At 39.5% G+C, this 14,163-nt stretch carries 15 protein-coding genes; 1 reads left to right on the top strand and 14 read right to left on the bottom strand.

Annotated features, from left to right (window positions below; all coding sequences use genetic code 11):
- Positions 1 to 2: 2 nt before the first annotated feature.
- The 11 genes from dinG to AB986_RS02295 form a co-directional block, all read right to left on the bottom strand.
- On the bottom strand, positions 3 to 2,798 hold the full coding sequence (gene dinG, locus AB986_RS02345) for an ATP-dependent DNA helicase DinG (protein ID WP_048309268.1): 2,796 nt from the start codon (positions 2,796 to 2,798) through the stop codon (positions 3 to 5).
- A 140-nt stretch (positions 2,799 to 2,938) separates the two neighbouring features.
- Positions 2,939 to 3,322 carry an aspartate 1-decarboxylase gene (gene panD / locus AB986_RS02340; protein WP_048309267.1) on the bottom strand — a complete coding sequence of 128 codons (384 nt, stop codon included), beginning with the start codon at positions 3,320 to 3,322 and terminating at the stop codon, positions 2,939 to 2,941.
- A gap of 2 nt (positions 3,323 to 3,324) precedes the next feature.
- A complete protein-coding gene (panC, locus tag AB986_RS02335) occupies positions 3,325 to 4,185 on the bottom strand; it encodes a pantoate--beta-alanine ligase (protein WP_048309266.1) in 861 nt (286 codons plus the stop codon).
- On the bottom strand, positions 4,182 to 5,021 hold the full coding sequence (gene panB, locus AB986_RS02330; protein WP_048309265.1) for a 3-methyl-2-oxobutanoate hydroxymethyltransferase: 840 nt from the start codon (positions 5,019 to 5,021) through the stop codon (positions 4,182 to 4,184). Before panB ends, panC begins: the two co-directional genes overlap by 4 nt.
- Before the next feature lie 271 nt (positions 5,022 to 5,292).
- Positions 5,293 to 6,270, bottom strand: coding sequence for a biotin--[acetyl-CoA-carboxylase] ligase (locus tag AB986_RS02325; protein ID WP_084006370.1), 978 nt, complete (start codon positions 6,268 to 6,270; stop codon positions 5,293 to 5,295).
- A complete protein-coding gene (locus AB986_RS02320; RefSeq protein ID WP_053216007.1) occupies positions 6,255 to 7,442 on the bottom strand; it encodes a CCA tRNA nucleotidyltransferase in 1,188 nt (395 codons plus the stop codon). The genes AB986_RS02325 and AB986_RS02320 overlap by 16 nt, the downstream gene beginning before the upstream one ends.
- Positions 7,439 to 8,575: an N-acetyl-alpha-D-glucosaminyl L-malate synthase BshA gene (bshA, locus tag AB986_RS02315; RefSeq protein ID WP_048309264.1), complete on the bottom strand. Its 1,137-nt coding sequence runs from the start codon at positions 8,573 to 8,575 to the stop codon at positions 7,439 to 7,441. The genes AB986_RS02320 and bshA overlap by 4 nt, the downstream gene beginning before the upstream one ends.
- Positions 8,572 to 9,279: a bacillithiol biosynthesis deacetylase BshB1 gene (gene bshB1 / locus AB986_RS02310; RefSeq protein WP_048310796.1), complete on the bottom strand. Its 708-nt coding sequence runs from the start codon at positions 9,277 to 9,279 to the stop codon at positions 8,572 to 8,574. Before bshB1 ends, bshA begins: the two co-directional genes overlap by 4 nt.
- A complete protein-coding gene (gene mgsA / locus AB986_RS02305) occupies positions 9,266 to 9,679 on the bottom strand; it encodes a methylglyoxal synthase (protein ID WP_048309263.1) in 414 nt (137 codons plus the stop codon). Before mgsA ends, bshB1 begins: the two co-directional genes overlap by 14 nt.
- An 11-nt stretch (positions 9,680 to 9,690) precedes the next feature.
- Positions 9,691 to 10,491 (bottom strand): 4-hydroxy-tetrahydrodipicolinate reductase, encoded by an 801-nt coding sequence (gene dapB / locus AB986_RS02300; RefSeq protein ID WP_048309262.1) that lies wholly within the window; start codon positions 10,489 to 10,491, stop codon positions 9,691 to 9,693.
- Between the two features lie 2 nt (positions 10,492 to 10,493).
- Positions 10,494 to 10,832: a nucleotide pyrophosphohydrolase gene (locus tag AB986_RS02295; protein ID WP_048309261.1), complete on the bottom strand. Its 339-nt coding sequence runs from the start codon at positions 10,830 to 10,832 to the stop codon at positions 10,494 to 10,496.
- Positions 10,833 to 11,013: 181 nt separating this feature from the next.
- On the opposite strand from AB986_RS02295, the gene AB986_RS02290 reads away from it, so the two are divergent.
- Complete coding sequence (locus AB986_RS02290; protein ID WP_048309260.1) at positions 11,014 to 11,883, top strand: YitT family protein; 870 nt, start codon at positions 11,014 to 11,016, stop codon at positions 11,881 to 11,883.
- A gap of 32 nt (positions 11,884 to 11,915) precedes the next feature.
- On the opposite strand, the gene AB986_RS02285 is transcribed toward AB986_RS02290, so the two are convergent.
- From AB986_RS02285 to lhaT, 3 genes are all read right to left on the bottom strand, one after another.
- The gene (locus tag AB986_RS02285) at positions 11,916 to 12,593 is read right to left on the bottom strand and encodes a zinc metallopeptidase (RefSeq protein ID WP_048309259.1); all 678 of its coding nucleotides are present in this window, start codon (positions 12,591 to 12,593) and stop codon (positions 11,916 to 11,918) included.
- 115 nt (positions 12,594 to 12,708) lie between these two features.
- Positions 12,709 to 13,476: a sporulation protein YpjB gene (locus AB986_RS02280; RefSeq protein ID WP_048309258.1), complete on the bottom strand. Its 768-nt coding sequence runs from the start codon at positions 13,474 to 13,476 to the stop codon at positions 12,709 to 12,711.
- Between the two features lie 64 nt (positions 13,477 to 13,540).
- Positions 13,541 to 14,137: a lipoprotein heptaprenylglyceryl N-acetyltransferase LhaT gene (gene lhaT, locus AB986_RS02275; protein WP_048309257.1), complete on the bottom strand. Its 597-nt coding sequence runs from the start codon at positions 14,135 to 14,137 to the stop codon at positions 13,541 to 13,543.
- Positions 14,138 to 14,163 lie beyond the last annotated feature (26 nt).

Raw genomic sequence — 14,163 nt, 5'->3', positions numbered from 1 at the left:
CTTTATAACCAAAGATCTAGCTCATTTACTAATTCTTCAACGCTTCCTTTGAGAAGAGGCACATCGGGTAAAGATTTCACGAAAGAGCGACCATAACGAGTGGAAATAATCCTTCGATCGAAAACAAAAACAGCTCCACGATCTCGTTGTGAACGGACAAGCCGACCAAATCCTTGTTTAAACCTAATAATTGCTTCAGGAAGAGAGAGCTCCATAAATGGATTTCCCCCAGATTCTTTTAATCGTTCTGATCTTGCCTGAAAAACAGGATTATCTGGTGGTGAGAAAGGTAAACGAACGATAATTAAGCAACTTAAATCCTCGCCTGGTATATCGACACCTTCCCAGAAGCTACTTGTTCCAAAAAGAATCGCATCTTCACTTTCTTTAAAGTTCTTCGTAAGTCTTACTCGGCTTCCACTGTCTACTCCTTGACTTATCAATGTCAGTTCATCATGTTCGATCAATTCCTTCATTCGGTGATGTGCTTTTCGAAGCATGTCATAAGAAGTGAATAGAACCAACATCCTTCCACGAGTTACGCGAGCTATTTGTAGAATAGCATCCGTAATATGTTCGACAAATTGACTATCAGATACGTCTTTAATCATCGGAAGATCGGTTGGAATCATTAGGCGCGCTTGTTCACTATAATCAAAAGGTGACTCATAATAGTGTACAAGAGGACCAAATTCTTCTAAACCAAGACGGTTAATAATATAATCAAATGAATTTCTAACCGTCAATGTAGCCGAAGTGAGCAAAACACTCTTTTTCTTACCGAAGTATTCACTTGAAAGGACATTCCCTACTTCAACTGGCCGACTATATAGAAAAGCTGAATTCAAGGCACCTTTAGGATCAATTTCTACCCATTTAACATCGTTCTCATTTTCGTTAAGAAGTAAATAGTCAACTTTTGCGAGTTCCTCTAGAACAGAAGAATGAATGCCCTTAAAATCAGCAACAGCATTAAGTTGTTCTCGAGTTAACTCATCTTCTTTTAGATCAAGTTCTTTTTCTAACTTCTTCAACGCTTTATCAACATCTTTTAAATAAAAGACAAGTCTATGTGCAGCTTCCTGTATCGCTTCCCAAGCCGCTCCGCTCTCATCAGATAAGCGATAGCTCAATCGACCGATTTCATTAGAACGATTCATGTTTTTCAACACATACCGATGAAGCATTCGAAAAAGCTCATCTAAATCACCAAGAATCGTTTTCACATATGCGTCAATTTCCGCTTTATGGTCTTCAATTTCTACTTCAAGGTCTTTCAAAATACTGTTTACCTTACCATAGATGCCATCTCCATCTTTCAATCCCATTCGAACAAACCCCTGTAGAATCGAAAAATAGTCCGTTTTCACACCAAAGAACTCTGTAGCGATATCCTCTATGTGGTGTGCTTCATCAATAACTGCTTGCTGATAGGCAGGTAGGAGTTGATGTTCATTAATTACGTCACTAAATAGGAGAGCATGGTTTGTAATAATGAGATCGGCATTCAATGCAAACCTTTTTCTTCTATGATAGAAATCTCGAGAGAACCATGGTGAGCGATGATTAGCAGAGACAGCAGCATCGCTTTTCACCTGTTGCCAGAAAATCTTTCCTCCGCTCGACAAATTTAATTCTTCAACATCACCGTAATCTGTTTCAAGTAGCCAAACGAGAATTTGCGCTTTCGTCAAAATGGTATCGTAATTATCTTCTTCAACTCGGAAAAGTTGTTGCTCAAATCTTGTTAAGTCAAGGTAATTACTTCGCCCCTTAATAATCGTTGCACCGAAGTCAAAAGGTAAAATGTCTCGGAGAAAAGGGATATCTCTCTGTAGCAACTGCTCTTGTAACTGAATGGTATGCGTACTTACTACTACAGGCTTTCCTTTGTTCTTTGCATGGACCACACCAGGAAGTAAATATCCAAGTGATTTCCCAATCCCTGTTCCCGCCTCAATCAAGGCGTGCTGGTTAGTATCGAACGCAAGGGCTACCTGCTTCATCATATCGCTTTGTCCTTCTCTTACTTCAAAACCTGGAATGATTTCCGCCATCTTTTTTTCGAACTCAGCTTGAGCTGACTGAAAAGGAATCGCTTCTTTCATAGGTGTAGAATCACCTAGTTCTTCCTGGCGTTTAATAGCAATTTCTCGATACACTTCATGGTTACCTTCGGGTTCAATTGTCCGCTGTTTTTCCGTGAGTGTGTCATTCAGCACGACTTCGATATCACTGTATAACCTCGAAGCTAGTTCTGTTAGCTGCTGTAGTGTAACAATTGGAAGTGATTCAAGCTTATCAAATAAGTATAGTAGTAGCTCAGCTGTTACTTCTGCATCACTATCGGCTTGATGTGGATTATCATGTTGAAAGTTTAAAAATTCAGCAAGCCATGATAACTTATACGCTTCAGCTGTTGGTAGCAAGATTCTTGCTAACTCAACTGTATCGATGATCGGCCCTGAAAAAGGCTCATAACCGCTTGCGTCTAGTTGAGCATTCATGAAATTAAGGTCAAAACGCACATTATGTGCAACAAAATAGGCTCCATCAAGCCGTTTGAGAAGTTCTGGTGCTACTTCTTCAAACAGTGGCGCATCCTTAAGATCATCATCTGTTATCCCTGTAAGCTGTTGAATAAAAAGCGGTATTGGCTGTTCAGGGTTCACAAAAGAGGAATAGCGGTCAACAATGGTCCCTCCTTCAACAATAGCCATTCCGATTTGGATAATACGATCTCCGTTCTTAGGAGAATTTCCTGTTGTTTCAAAATCTATTATTGTATATCGATTCATTCATTTTCACCTCAGTTACTTCAACCCATCATATTCACTTTTATAACTTTATCATTTTTTGTGTAGAACGGAAAATAATTTCTAATACCAGTATACTTTTCTTATTAAAAAAGCTCTGGACAGAGTCCAGAGCTTTTACGCTATAAAATTGTTCCAGCAGGTTCAGCACCAATCATATCGATGATATGATTGTGTTCATTCATAATTGCCACTCGTGAAGTGAATTGTCTAGCTTCTTCCTCACTCATTATTCCATAAGCGACAATAATAATAACATCCCCCTGTTGTACAAGGCGTGCAGCAGCTCCATTTAAACAAACTACACCTGATCCCCGCTCACCTGGAATAATGTACGTTTCAAGTCGTGCTCCATTGTTATTATTAACAATTTGAACTTTCTCATTCGGTAACATGCCGACTGCATCAATAATATCTTCGTCGATTGTAATGCTACCTACATAATTTAAATTGGCTTCTGTTACTCGTGCTCTATGAATTTTACCCTTCATCATTGTAACAAACATGGTTACACTCCTATCGCTATATCACTAGTAGCAATTGTATTATCAATAAGTCGGGCAGCAGAGAACTGTACTGCTACGGCAACAATTACTTGGTTTTCTATCAAATTTACTGGTTGTAATTCAGGATAGGATAGCACTTCAATATAATCAATCACTCCTGAAGTTTGGTCCAAATAATTCTTTATTATAGTTTTTATGGTAATCGATTCTTTCTCTCCATCAGCAATTGCTTTTGCTGCTGCATTTAAACCGCTTGAGAGTTCAATGGCTTCTTTCCGCTCTGTCGGTGTCAAATACACATTACGCGAACTCTTTGCAAGGCCATCCTGTTCCCTTACAATCGGACAAGGCACAAGTTCAACTGGTACGTTAAAATCGTCAATAAGTCCCTGGATGACAGCTACCTGCTGGGCATCCTTCATACCGAAATAGGCTCTGTCGGGAAGTACAATCTGAAGCAATTTAAGAACAACTGTTGCTACTCCATCAAAATGTCCCGGTCTTGATCTACCACATAATGTGTCGACCCGTTCCTTTACACTGAGCTTGGTGGTGCGTTCTTTTGGGTACATTTCATCTACATGAGGATAAAACAAGATATCCACTCCTGATTGAATGGCAAGTTCTTCATCACGCTTTAAATCTCTAGGATAGCGATCAAAATCTTCATTTGGACCAAACTGTAAAGGATTAACAAAAATACTCATGATAACGCAATCATTTTGTTGCCTTGCTTCTTGAACAAGACTAATATGGCCTTCATGTAGAAATCCCATTGTTGGAACAAACCCGATTGATTTTCCTTGCCTCATCATAAATTTTGATGTGTTCTGCATCTCTTTAATAGTTCTAATAATCCTCATGATCGACTTCCTCCGTACATCCCTGCTAACTGTTCTTCTTTCATATTAAATGAATGTTTTTGTTCAGGAAATTGTTGACCTTTCACATCAGCAACATAGGTTTGAATCGCTTCATTTATTGTTTCGCCAATGTTCGCATATTGTTTAACAAACTTCGGAACGTGTTCTGAACCATAACCAATCACATCATGGTATACAAGAACCTGGCCATCAGCAGATCCACCCGCTCCGATACCGATAACTGGAATAGATAATTCTTTTGAAACAATCTCTGTTAATTGTTGAGGCACGCATTCTAGAACTAGAGAAAAAGCGCCAGCCAGTTCGATTGCTTTTGCTTCTTTCAGAAGGAGATTCGCACTTTCAGATTCTCTTGCTTGTACTTTATACCCTCCAAGCACACCAACCGATTGTGGTGTTAGTCCAAGGTGCCCCATAACGGGTATTCCTGCAGCGGTAAGCTTTTGAATATGCATGATGACATCAGCTCCACCTTCAAGCTTCACAGCATGCGCCCCAGCTTCCTGAAGCAGTCTACCTGCATGAGATAGCGTTTCATTGAAACTGCTATGATAAGTTAAGAAAGGTAGATCAGTCACAATAAACGTATTTGGCGCGCCACGTTTCACTGCCTTCGTATGGATAACCATGTCATCCATTGTTACAGGGACTGTAGAATCATACCCTAAAGCAACCATTCCTACAGAATCTCCTACTAATATGAGATCAATCCCCGCTCCTTCAGAGATCTTTGCTGAAGGGTAATCATAAGCAGTAAGCATTGCAATTGTTTCCCGACTCTCTTTCATTTTCTTAAAATCTGCAGTTGTTTTCATGTTATTCTCCTCCTTAATCAGAGGAACATCGAACCGCACAAAAACCTCCTAATATGGGATTGCGGCTGACAGGGGTTACCTTATCAGTCTGTGTACACAGACTCGCCACAACGTCCCTATAGGAGGTTGCATAACGGTTTCATCCCTCTGTCCCAGTCCATTTTGGATCAAGGCAGACTATTTTGTTCAAAAAAACGAGTGGTGCGGTTCTAAACAGATACCGCCCTTACACTTGTAGTATAGCAGATCTTTCTACAAAAGTGGTCATTAATTAACAGATTTCAATATCTGCAGAATAGATATGATGAAGCTTCCCACTCTCATCTTCAAGCAGGAGCACCCCTTCTTCAGTAATACCTTTTGCGAGTCCTTCAATCACGCCATTTAGCGTTCTTGCTTTAATTCTTCTTCCGAGACTAACGGCATAACTCTCCCAAAGAAGCTTAATCATCCGGAATCCGTTCGTTAAGTATTCTTCATAAAGTGTTTCAAGTTCATTTAGAATTGCTGCAAGTAAGGCAGATCGATTCACATCTCGTCCACTTTCTATTTTGAGTGAAGTTGCTGTATGTAATTCTTCTGGAAAATCTTCTGTTCCTGCATTTACATTAATACCCATTCCAATAATTATTGATTTTATTTGGTCAGCTTCAGCCTGTAGCTCAGTTAGAATTCCTACTACTTTTTTGCCATTTACCAAGATGTCATTGGGCCATTTAATTTCCGCCTCAACACCTGTCTGCTTGCGTATGGCATGAACAACGCTTACAGCTGCAATAAGTGTGAATTGTGGCGCTCGTTGCGGGGGAAGTTTGGGACGGAGTATAAGACTTGTCCAAATTCCACTTCCGGACGGAGAATGCCACGATCGACCGAGCCGACCTTTCCCTGCTGTTTGTTCATCAGCCACTACGATCGTACCATCAACAGCACCTCGATGCGCAAGGTCATGTGCTATAAATTGTGTGGATTCAACAGAAGGATACGTAAAAATCTTCCTACCTAGAAATTCAGTAGTTAATTTTAATCCAATCTCTTCTTTACTAAGCATATCTGGCCTAGACACAATTCGGTATCCTTTCTTTTGAACAGCTTCCACTTCATAACCGTTCTTTCGAAGCTCTGAAACGTGCTTCCAAATGGCCGTTCTTGAAACATTTAATGTTTCACTAATCATTTGACCAGAAACATAATTTTCTGCATGGTCTTCAAGCATTTGCAGCAGCTGCTGCCTTATTGAGTCCGCCACTGTTTAAGCCACCTTCTAATGCTAGATTTCTCATTCTTTATCTTTTCTGTAATAACAGCAAGCTCAATTTCTCTTATTGCCTCACCTACCCAAGGGCCTGGCTCTGATTGTGTCCAGCTGATTAAATCATTTCCAGTTACTACGAGCATCTCTCGAGATGTCATGGGAAGTTCAGAAGTGATACGGTCTATTTCTCTCAAATTAGGATCACGTTGTTCTATGACTGAAAGTAGTCGTTCACAACCTTTAGCATTTGGAAGCGCATCATAAACTGTACGATTATTCCATCCTTCACGTTGAACTTCCAAAGAAAACGTTATTAAACGTTCGACTTGTTTAATACTATTGTTTGATAACCGCCACTCTTTTAAGAATGAAACAGGGTGATCTGCATGACTAGAAAGCCATGCCCATCTTTCAAAATCCGTTTCAAGTAAAGACAAATCTACGTCTTTAGTAAGTGTAGATGCCATCTGACTCAACCCAGGTAAGTAATGATGCACACGACAAAACACAAGCTGTTTTAGAGCTAAATTGACCGCCTTACCTCCCATAAGTTTGGAAAACTCTGTTTGGAGGCGCTCAATTGCAACATGTTTAAGGAGATGGGCATTCTCAGTAAGAGATTCTTCCGTTTTTGTATCCAAAGCAAAACCCAACTTGCTTAGAAACCGTATGGCACGAAGCATTCTTAACGCGTCTTCTTGAAAACGGTCTGCAGGATTGCCTACAGTACGAATAAGTTTGCAACTTAAGTCTTTCTGACCTCCATGGAGATCAATTAATTTCCCCTCTTTAGAAAGGGCCATGCTGTTGATCGTAAAATCTCTTCTTGCAAGATCACCTTCAATGGATCCTAAATAGGAAACACCTGATGGATGTCTAAAATCGGTGTACTTTTTATCTTCTCGAAAAGTAGTCACTTCAAAGGCCTCGCCGAGGTACATTACGGTAACCGTTCCATGCTGCAACCCAGTTGGAATCACTTTATCAAATAGTTGAACAACTTCTTCAGGCTTAGCAGATGTGGCAAGATCAAAATCCGATACAGGTAAACCTAGTAACGTATTTCTGACGGCTCCTCCAACAAGAAATGCATCGTATCCTGCATTCGTCAGAACTTCGAGCACTTCCAGACAAGGTTTAAAAGCTTCTCCTTTTAAACAAATCAAGTAAGTGCTCCTTGAAGCGTCTTGTAATACAATGCTTCATATTGTTCAAGAATGAAATTGGAAGCGAATTTCGTTTGGACGGCCTCCACAGCCCTTGCGCTCATGTTCTTATGCAGTTCAGCATTAGAAAGCAATTGCATTGCATAAGATGCAATCGATTCAATGTCACCTACTTCTGCTATAAATCCATTGACGCCATGTTCGATTACTTCAGGTATACCACCGATGTTCGTTCCAATAGCTGGAACACCGCATGCCATCGCTTCTAAGGCAACGAGACCAAAGCTCTCTTTCTCTGAAAGCAATAATTTTAAATCACATATAGAAAGAATTTCAGCTACATTCTCCTGTTTCCCAAGGAATTTCACTCGATCTCTTATCCCAAGATCATTGACTAGGCGACAAGCTACCTGTATTTCTGGTCCATCTCCAATTAACAAAAGCTTAGCAGGCATCTCTTTTTGAATTCTATTAAAGACTTCAATCACATCAGGAACCCGCTTAACCGCTCTAAAATTCGATATGTGTACGATTACTTTCTCATTCTCTTTAATGTCATATCCCTTTCTTAAATCAGCTTCTGCTTTTGGATAATAAATTCGCTCATCTACAAAGTTATAAACGGTGTCAATTTCCTTATCTGTTTCTAGCAAACGATGCGTCTGCTCTACTAAATCATCAGATACAGCTGTCACACGATCTGACTTCTCGATACCGAATCGAATCAATTCTGTTAAAGATGGATCGTAACCTAGAACAGTAATATCTGTACCATGTAGTGTTGTAACGATTTTAATGTTTCCGCCTACCATTTCTTTTGCTAGAAAAGCACAAACGGCGTGTGGAACTGCATAATGGACATGAAGCAAATCAAGATTCTCACGTTGAATGACTTCTGCCATCTTACTCGCAAGTGTTAAATCATAAGGCGGATAGCGAAATACAGCGTATTGATTAACTTCAACTTCATGAAAATAAATATTGGGGTGAAATGTATCCAAACGAAAAGGAACGCTACTCGTTATAAAATGAACTTCATGTCCTTTTTCTGCAAGCATTTTCCCTAACTCTGTTGCAATAACGCCAGAACCTCCAACAGTTGGATAGCACGTTATACCAATTTTTAGTGTCATTTTCTTTCTCCTAACGGGAGTTCTTCCATACATATTAGATTCTTTGCAATAAATCCTTCTGCGTAGTCTACTCCAGATTCTTTTCCGTATAAGTATTCACGATAAATAACTTTATCAACGTAACCATTCGTTAATGGAGTAGAGACACTCCCAGTTGTTAATGTGAACTGACTTTCATATGCTTCAAGCGCCTGTCTCTTTGCTTCAATTTGGTTTGAAATATTAATCGTGAAATCAGGTTTATGAAAACCGTTAATAAAATAATAATAAACTTGATTCACTTTATGAGCAGATCCTAGTTCTGGATGATATTTACGAATTCCCGCAGAGAAAACAGCTTCCTCTACCAAAGTTGCAGCATGCCCATGGTCTGGATGCCTATCTTCATAGTATGGTACAAAAACTGCGGAAGGCTGTGTCCTTCGAATTAATTTGACCACTTCTTGAATCATATCGTCCGAAGTAGACAAACCGCGATCAGGGAACCCGAGATTAAAACGGCTCTCAACTGATAGAATATCTGATGCTGTTTGAGCTTCATGTTGCCTAACGAAAACCGTTCCATTTGAAGACAGCTCAGCTCGTGTTAAATCGCAAATTCCTGTACGCTTCCCTTCTTCAGACAGTTTCTTTAATGTGCCGGCCATACCAATTTCAACATCATCAGCATGAGCGCCAAAAGCAAGTATATCAAGTGGTGTTATTTCTTCCATGAACGATGTCTCTCCAATCCAGTTCTCCTCTTCCAAGAGCATGTACAAGTATTTCTGCACTGCCCATATTTGTTGCAAGTGGAATATTATATACGTCACATAATCGAATAAGCGCAGTTATATCAGGCTCATGCGGCTGTGCTGTAAGGGGATCTCGAAAGAAAATCACTGCGTCCATATCGTTCTCTGCAATCATAGCTCCGATTTGTTGATCTCCACCAAGTGGTCCTGATTGAAAACGATGGACTTGTAACCCCGTCTCATCGATGACGCGTTTACCAGTTGTGCCAGTAGCATATAGCTCGTGAGGATCGAGAATCAACTTATAAGCAAGAGCAAAACGGACTAAGTCGTCTTTTTTCTTATCATGAGCGATTAAAGCGATTTTCATTTAATCATCCCCTACTCCATAATATTTTCAAGTCCATAAACTAGCTGATCAATCTTCAATACAGTTTCAACCGCCAATTGAACACCTGGCATAAACGATCCTCTATTCATTGAATCATGACGGATTTTCAATGTCTGTCCTTCTCCACCAAACAATACTTCTTGGTGTGCGACTAGACCTGGTAAGCGAATGCTATGAATTCTCATACCTTCATAGTCTGCTCCTCTTGCTCCGTCCATATCTTCTCTCTCATCTTCATGCCCTTGCACTTTTGCTTCACGAACTTCTGAAATCATTTTCGCTGTTTTAACAGCTGTTCCTGAAGGGGCATCAAGCTTGCGATCGTGATGTTGCTCCATTATCTCAACATCTGGGAAGTACTTCGCTGCCATTGCAGCAAATTTCATCATTAAGACAGCACCAATTGCAAAGTTTGGAGCAATAATAGCTCCTATCCCTTTTTGTTCAGCTGTTTTCGATAGTTCTTGAACATCTTCATTAGAGAATCCAGTTGTTCCAACCACAGGTCGAACACCATGAGAAAATGCAATTTCCATGTGCTTCTTACCATATTCAGGAGTTGTTAAATCAATAAGTACATCACATTCTACTTCAGAAAGACAAAGATCTAGATCTGTATAAACTGGAGCATCCATTGAAGGGAGTCCATCAATGTCTTTTACAGTTTGTCCTGAACTCTTGCTATCTAGGACAGCTGTTAAACTAAAATGTTCTGTCCGATCTACGAGCTTCACTGCTTCTTTTCCCATATTCCCTCTAGGTCCTGCAATAACAATCTTTACTTCATTCATTTTTAGTCACTCTCCTCTTCGATTTTTGTCCAACGGTCTTTATCTCTCGTATTAAACTTTGTCATTACTCGGGTGAATGCCTCATCTAAATCAATATCCATTGAATTCGCAAAACACGTTAGTACAAATAAAAGATCGCCCATTTCTTCCTCAATTGTACGCTCTTCTTCAGAAGTTTTTTTGGGTTTCTCACCATGATAATGATTCACTTCACGAGCGAGTTCTCCAAGTTCTTCAGTCATCCTAGCAAGCATGGCAAGCGGACTAAAATATCCTTCTTTAAACTGACTTATGTATTGATCTACTTCATTCTGCATCTCTTTAATTGTCTTATTAGACATGTGCCAGTCCACCTTTCGTATCTGTTATTATGTTAGCTAAAAAAAATTCGGATGACAAATATTTAACCAGCTTATGTAGTCATTAACCTATACAGAGTATAACAGAATGAAATTGCTGTCTGCTCGGTATTTGATTATAATGAAATCTGTTGGTTGTCATTTAACGAAAGGAGTACTACATATGGAAGGAATTCGAAGTAAGAACACATTCTTCATTCTACTAGGCTCTGCAATATTCGCTTTTGGACTTGTTCATTTTAATATGGAAAATAATTTAGCTGAAGGTGGATTTACAGGTATTACACTGTTATTATATTTTCTATTTGATATCGACCCTGCCATCTCAAATTTAGTTCTTAATATACCTCTTTTTCTAATAGGCTGGCGGTTACTCGGTCGAAAATCGTTTATCTACACCATTATTGGTACTGTTTCATTATCTATTTTTCTATGGATCTTCCAGCGTTACTCAGTTCTTTCTATCCCGTTACAAGATGATTTAACGCTAGCCGCACTTTTTGCAGGAGTTTTCGTAGGAGTCGGACTAGGAATTATCTTTCGTTATGGAGGCACAACAGGTGGTGTCGACATTATTGCGAGACTTGGCTCTAAATATATTGGATGGAGCATGGGAAGAACAATGTTTGCGTTTGACTTTTGTGTTATCGCACTTTCTCTTGTTTATTTAAATTATAAAGAAGCGATGTATACGCTTCTTGCTGTTTTTGTAGCTGCACGAGTCATTGATTTCATCCAGCAGGGCGCATATGCAGCAAAAGCGACGATGATTATTTCTGAAAGCAACAAAGAAATTGCTGAGACGATTATGAGCCAAATGGATCGAGGTGCGACCGTTTTAAACGGTAAGGGTAGCTTCTCTGGTTTACAAAAAGAAGTTCTATACTGCGTAGTTGCACGCAATGAAATTGTGAGACTTAAAAACATTATTCGTGAAGTTGACCCACACGCTTTCGTTGCCGTAAATGATGTTCATGATGTTCTTGGTGAAGGCTTTACTCTAGATGAGAATAAAAATCCTATAGAGCAATAAAAAAATCTCGCCTAAAAGGCGAGATTCTTTCATTAATCTTCGTTCATTCCAATAAAGATAAACACAAAGCGTGCTAATTCGAGAAGAGCAACGACTGCTGCTGCAACATAAGTTAACGCCGCTGCGTTTAGAACCTTTTTCGTTTCTCTTTCTTCATCATTTCGAATTACTCCAGTTGATACAATCTGTTCCATTGCTCGGTTTGATGCATTAAACTCAACAGGCAATGTTACCATCTGGAAGAGAACAGCTGCACTCATAAATATGATCCCAAGTAAAATGAAGTTAGCAGAAGACATGAGAATACCTGCTAAAATAATGAAATAACTAAAGTTTGAACCTAGATTCGCAACCGGTACAAGTGTATGTCGGAAGCGAAGTGGAGCATAACTTTCTTCATCCTGAATCGCATGACCAACTTCATGTGCTGCGATAGCTGCGCCAGCTACAGAGTGCCCATGGTAATTCCCAGACGATAATCTTACAGTCTTAGATCGTGGATCATAATGGTCGGAAAGATGTCCACGAACTTCTTCTACGTTTACAGAATATAATCCATTCTCATCAAGAATTTTACGAGCAACTTGTGCACCTGTCATTCCTGATGAATTTGGTACTTTAGAATATTTTTTATACGCGCTTTTCACTCTACTTTGTGCCCATAACGGAATGATTAAAAGTAGTGCAAAATAAATTAGAAAACTAGCCATTTCCATTCCTCCATCACATGTGTAATTACTTCATGACTATGTTATTAAAGTCAATTTTAGTCAAATTCCGATAAAAAGTCAATTACACAGTTTCAGGTTCACAAGATCTTCGAATTTAATCAACTTGTTTCCTTTTTTGTGATTCCTTTTCACCTTGGTATTTACGAAAAGCTACATAAATTAATGTTAACGTGATGATTCCACCGATTGACACGATCATCCACAGTATGGAGGCATCATCTTTTTCTTTGCTCTTATTAAACGCGTTCTCAAAGTCATTATGCATTGTCTTTAGCTGACCGACAAGTTGCTTATCTTTAGCAGAAGCGTACCTTTCTATGAAAGCAATGTGAGAATCTAATCGCTGTTGCGTTTCAGCAGACAAATCAATTGCCATTGCCGGCTTAATGATGCTGTACGTTCCGATAAATCGCGATTTACTCGATTCATATACGTCTATATCACTATGCTCAATGGCTGTACTCATTTCATTAATTAACTGAAGAAGTTTATCATCCATTTGACGCCACATTGGTTGGTCTGTTGAAACCAAGGCATCAACAGCAAGTCGAAATTCTGTTAACGCTTGAATCCGTTGTTCAGAAGCTTTGTCCACTGCAGTGATCGATTGCATCGCTCGATCGTGAGCGTTTAAGACAATTCTCAATTCTGTTGTCGTTAGTTCATCTCCTGCCTCACCAGGAAATGTCTGTGCGAATTCTTCGAGCATTACCTTTGCTCGATCAAACTCTTCCTGTTTCCCAAATTCAAGTACATTCGCAGCTATATCATTCCAAGCTTGTTTTGTGTCAGTTTCAGAAGCATGCACATTAACGGGGAGCATCATTAGTATAATTACCAAAAGGAGCCATCGTCTACCCATCCCTTGTCCCTCCTTCATTCTACTTCAATGTATGAAGATAGGGACAAGAGTAGACCACTTCCTTTTACCGAATAGATAGCTTAAAGTGCCCTTTTCGAACGGATAGTAAATAAACAAGGGCGAGTGAAACGATCGAAAGCCAAAATGTGAAATAACCAATCGCAGATGTATACTCACTAAGCATGGAATAGCGAGGCATCTGACCAAATACATAGTCGATTACATCGTTATGGAATGTCCATATCGCTACCGCGATAAGGTGCCATGGCTTAATTTTGTAAAATGGCGCAAACAATAACCCCTCAATCGCCATACCAAGGTGAGAAAAGATAAGCATTAACGCGATAAGGGACAATTCACCTTCGACAACCATGACCATCATATTCATTACAACAGCCCATATCCCGTATTTAAACAATGTTACTGCAGCTAAACTTTCCATGAGTGGCCAGTTCTTTCCTAATAAGAATGCGATTAGGACAAAACAGAAGAAAAGACTTGCTGTTGGACTATCTGGGACAAACAGCAGAAAAATAGGGTTTGTATCTGCTAGCTGCCAGCCATACCAATAATAACCGTATATAGTGCCAGGTACATTAATGATCAGCAAGAACCATAGAAACGGCCTTGATTTCAATAAATAAAAAAATTGAGATATCATCGTTATCTCCTTTTCATCTGCTTAAT

The organism is Guptibacillus hwajinpoensis, from assembly GCF_001039475.1.
Taxonomy (GTDB): Bacteria; Bacillota; Bacilli; order Bacillales; family Guptibacillaceae; genus Guptibacillus; species Guptibacillus hwajinpoensis.
Note: the sequence above shows the minus strand (reverse complement) of the source record. Positions and strands in the feature narration are given on the sequence as shown.

Excerpts from the sequence above, each read along its gene's own strand:
- lhaT (WP_048309257.1), bottom strand. The coding sequence starts at position 14,137 with ATGATATCTCAATTTTTTTATTTATTGAAATCAAGGCCGTTTCTATGG.
- panB (WP_048309265.1), bottom strand. The coding sequence starts at position 5,021 with ATGAAAACAACTGCAGATTTTAAGAAAATGAAAGAGAGTCGGGAAACA.
- dapB (WP_048309262.1), bottom strand. The coding sequence starts at position 10,491 with ATGAATGAAGTAAAGATTGTTATTGCAGGACCTAGAGGGAATATGGGA.
- dinG (WP_048309268.1), bottom strand. The coding sequence starts at position 2,798 with ATGAATCGATATACAATAATAGATTTTGAAACAACAGGAAATTCTCCT.
- AB986_RS02280 (WP_048309258.1), bottom strand. The coding sequence starts at position 13,476 with ATGGGTAGACGATGGCTCCTTTTGGTAATTATACTAATGATGCTCCCC.
- AB986_RS02285 (WP_048309259.1), bottom strand. The coding sequence starts at position 12,593 with ATGGCTAGTTTTCTAATTTATTTTGCACTACTTTTAATCATTCCGTTA.
- panC (WP_048309266.1), bottom strand. The coding sequence starts at position 4,185 with ATGAGGATTATTAGAACTATTAAAGAGATGCAGAACACATCAAAATTT.
- AB986_RS02290 (WP_048309260.1), top strand. The coding sequence starts at position 11,014 with ATGGAAGGAATTCGAAGTAAGAACACATTCTTCATTCTACTAGGCTCT.
- bshA (WP_048309264.1), bottom strand. The coding sequence starts at position 8,575 with ATGACACTAAAAATTGGTATAACGTGCTATCCAACTGTTGGAGGTTCT.
- panD (WP_048309267.1), bottom strand. The coding sequence starts at position 3,322 with ATGTTTGTTACAATGATGAAGGGTAAAATTCATAGAGCACGAGTAACA.
- mgsA (WP_048309263.1), bottom strand. The coding sequence starts at position 9,679 with ATGAAAATCGCTTTAATCGCTCATGATAAGAAAAAAGACGACTTAGTC.
- AB986_RS02295 (WP_048309261.1), bottom strand. The coding sequence starts at position 10,832 with ATGTCTAATAAGACAATTAAAGAGATGCAGAATGAAGTAGATCAATAC.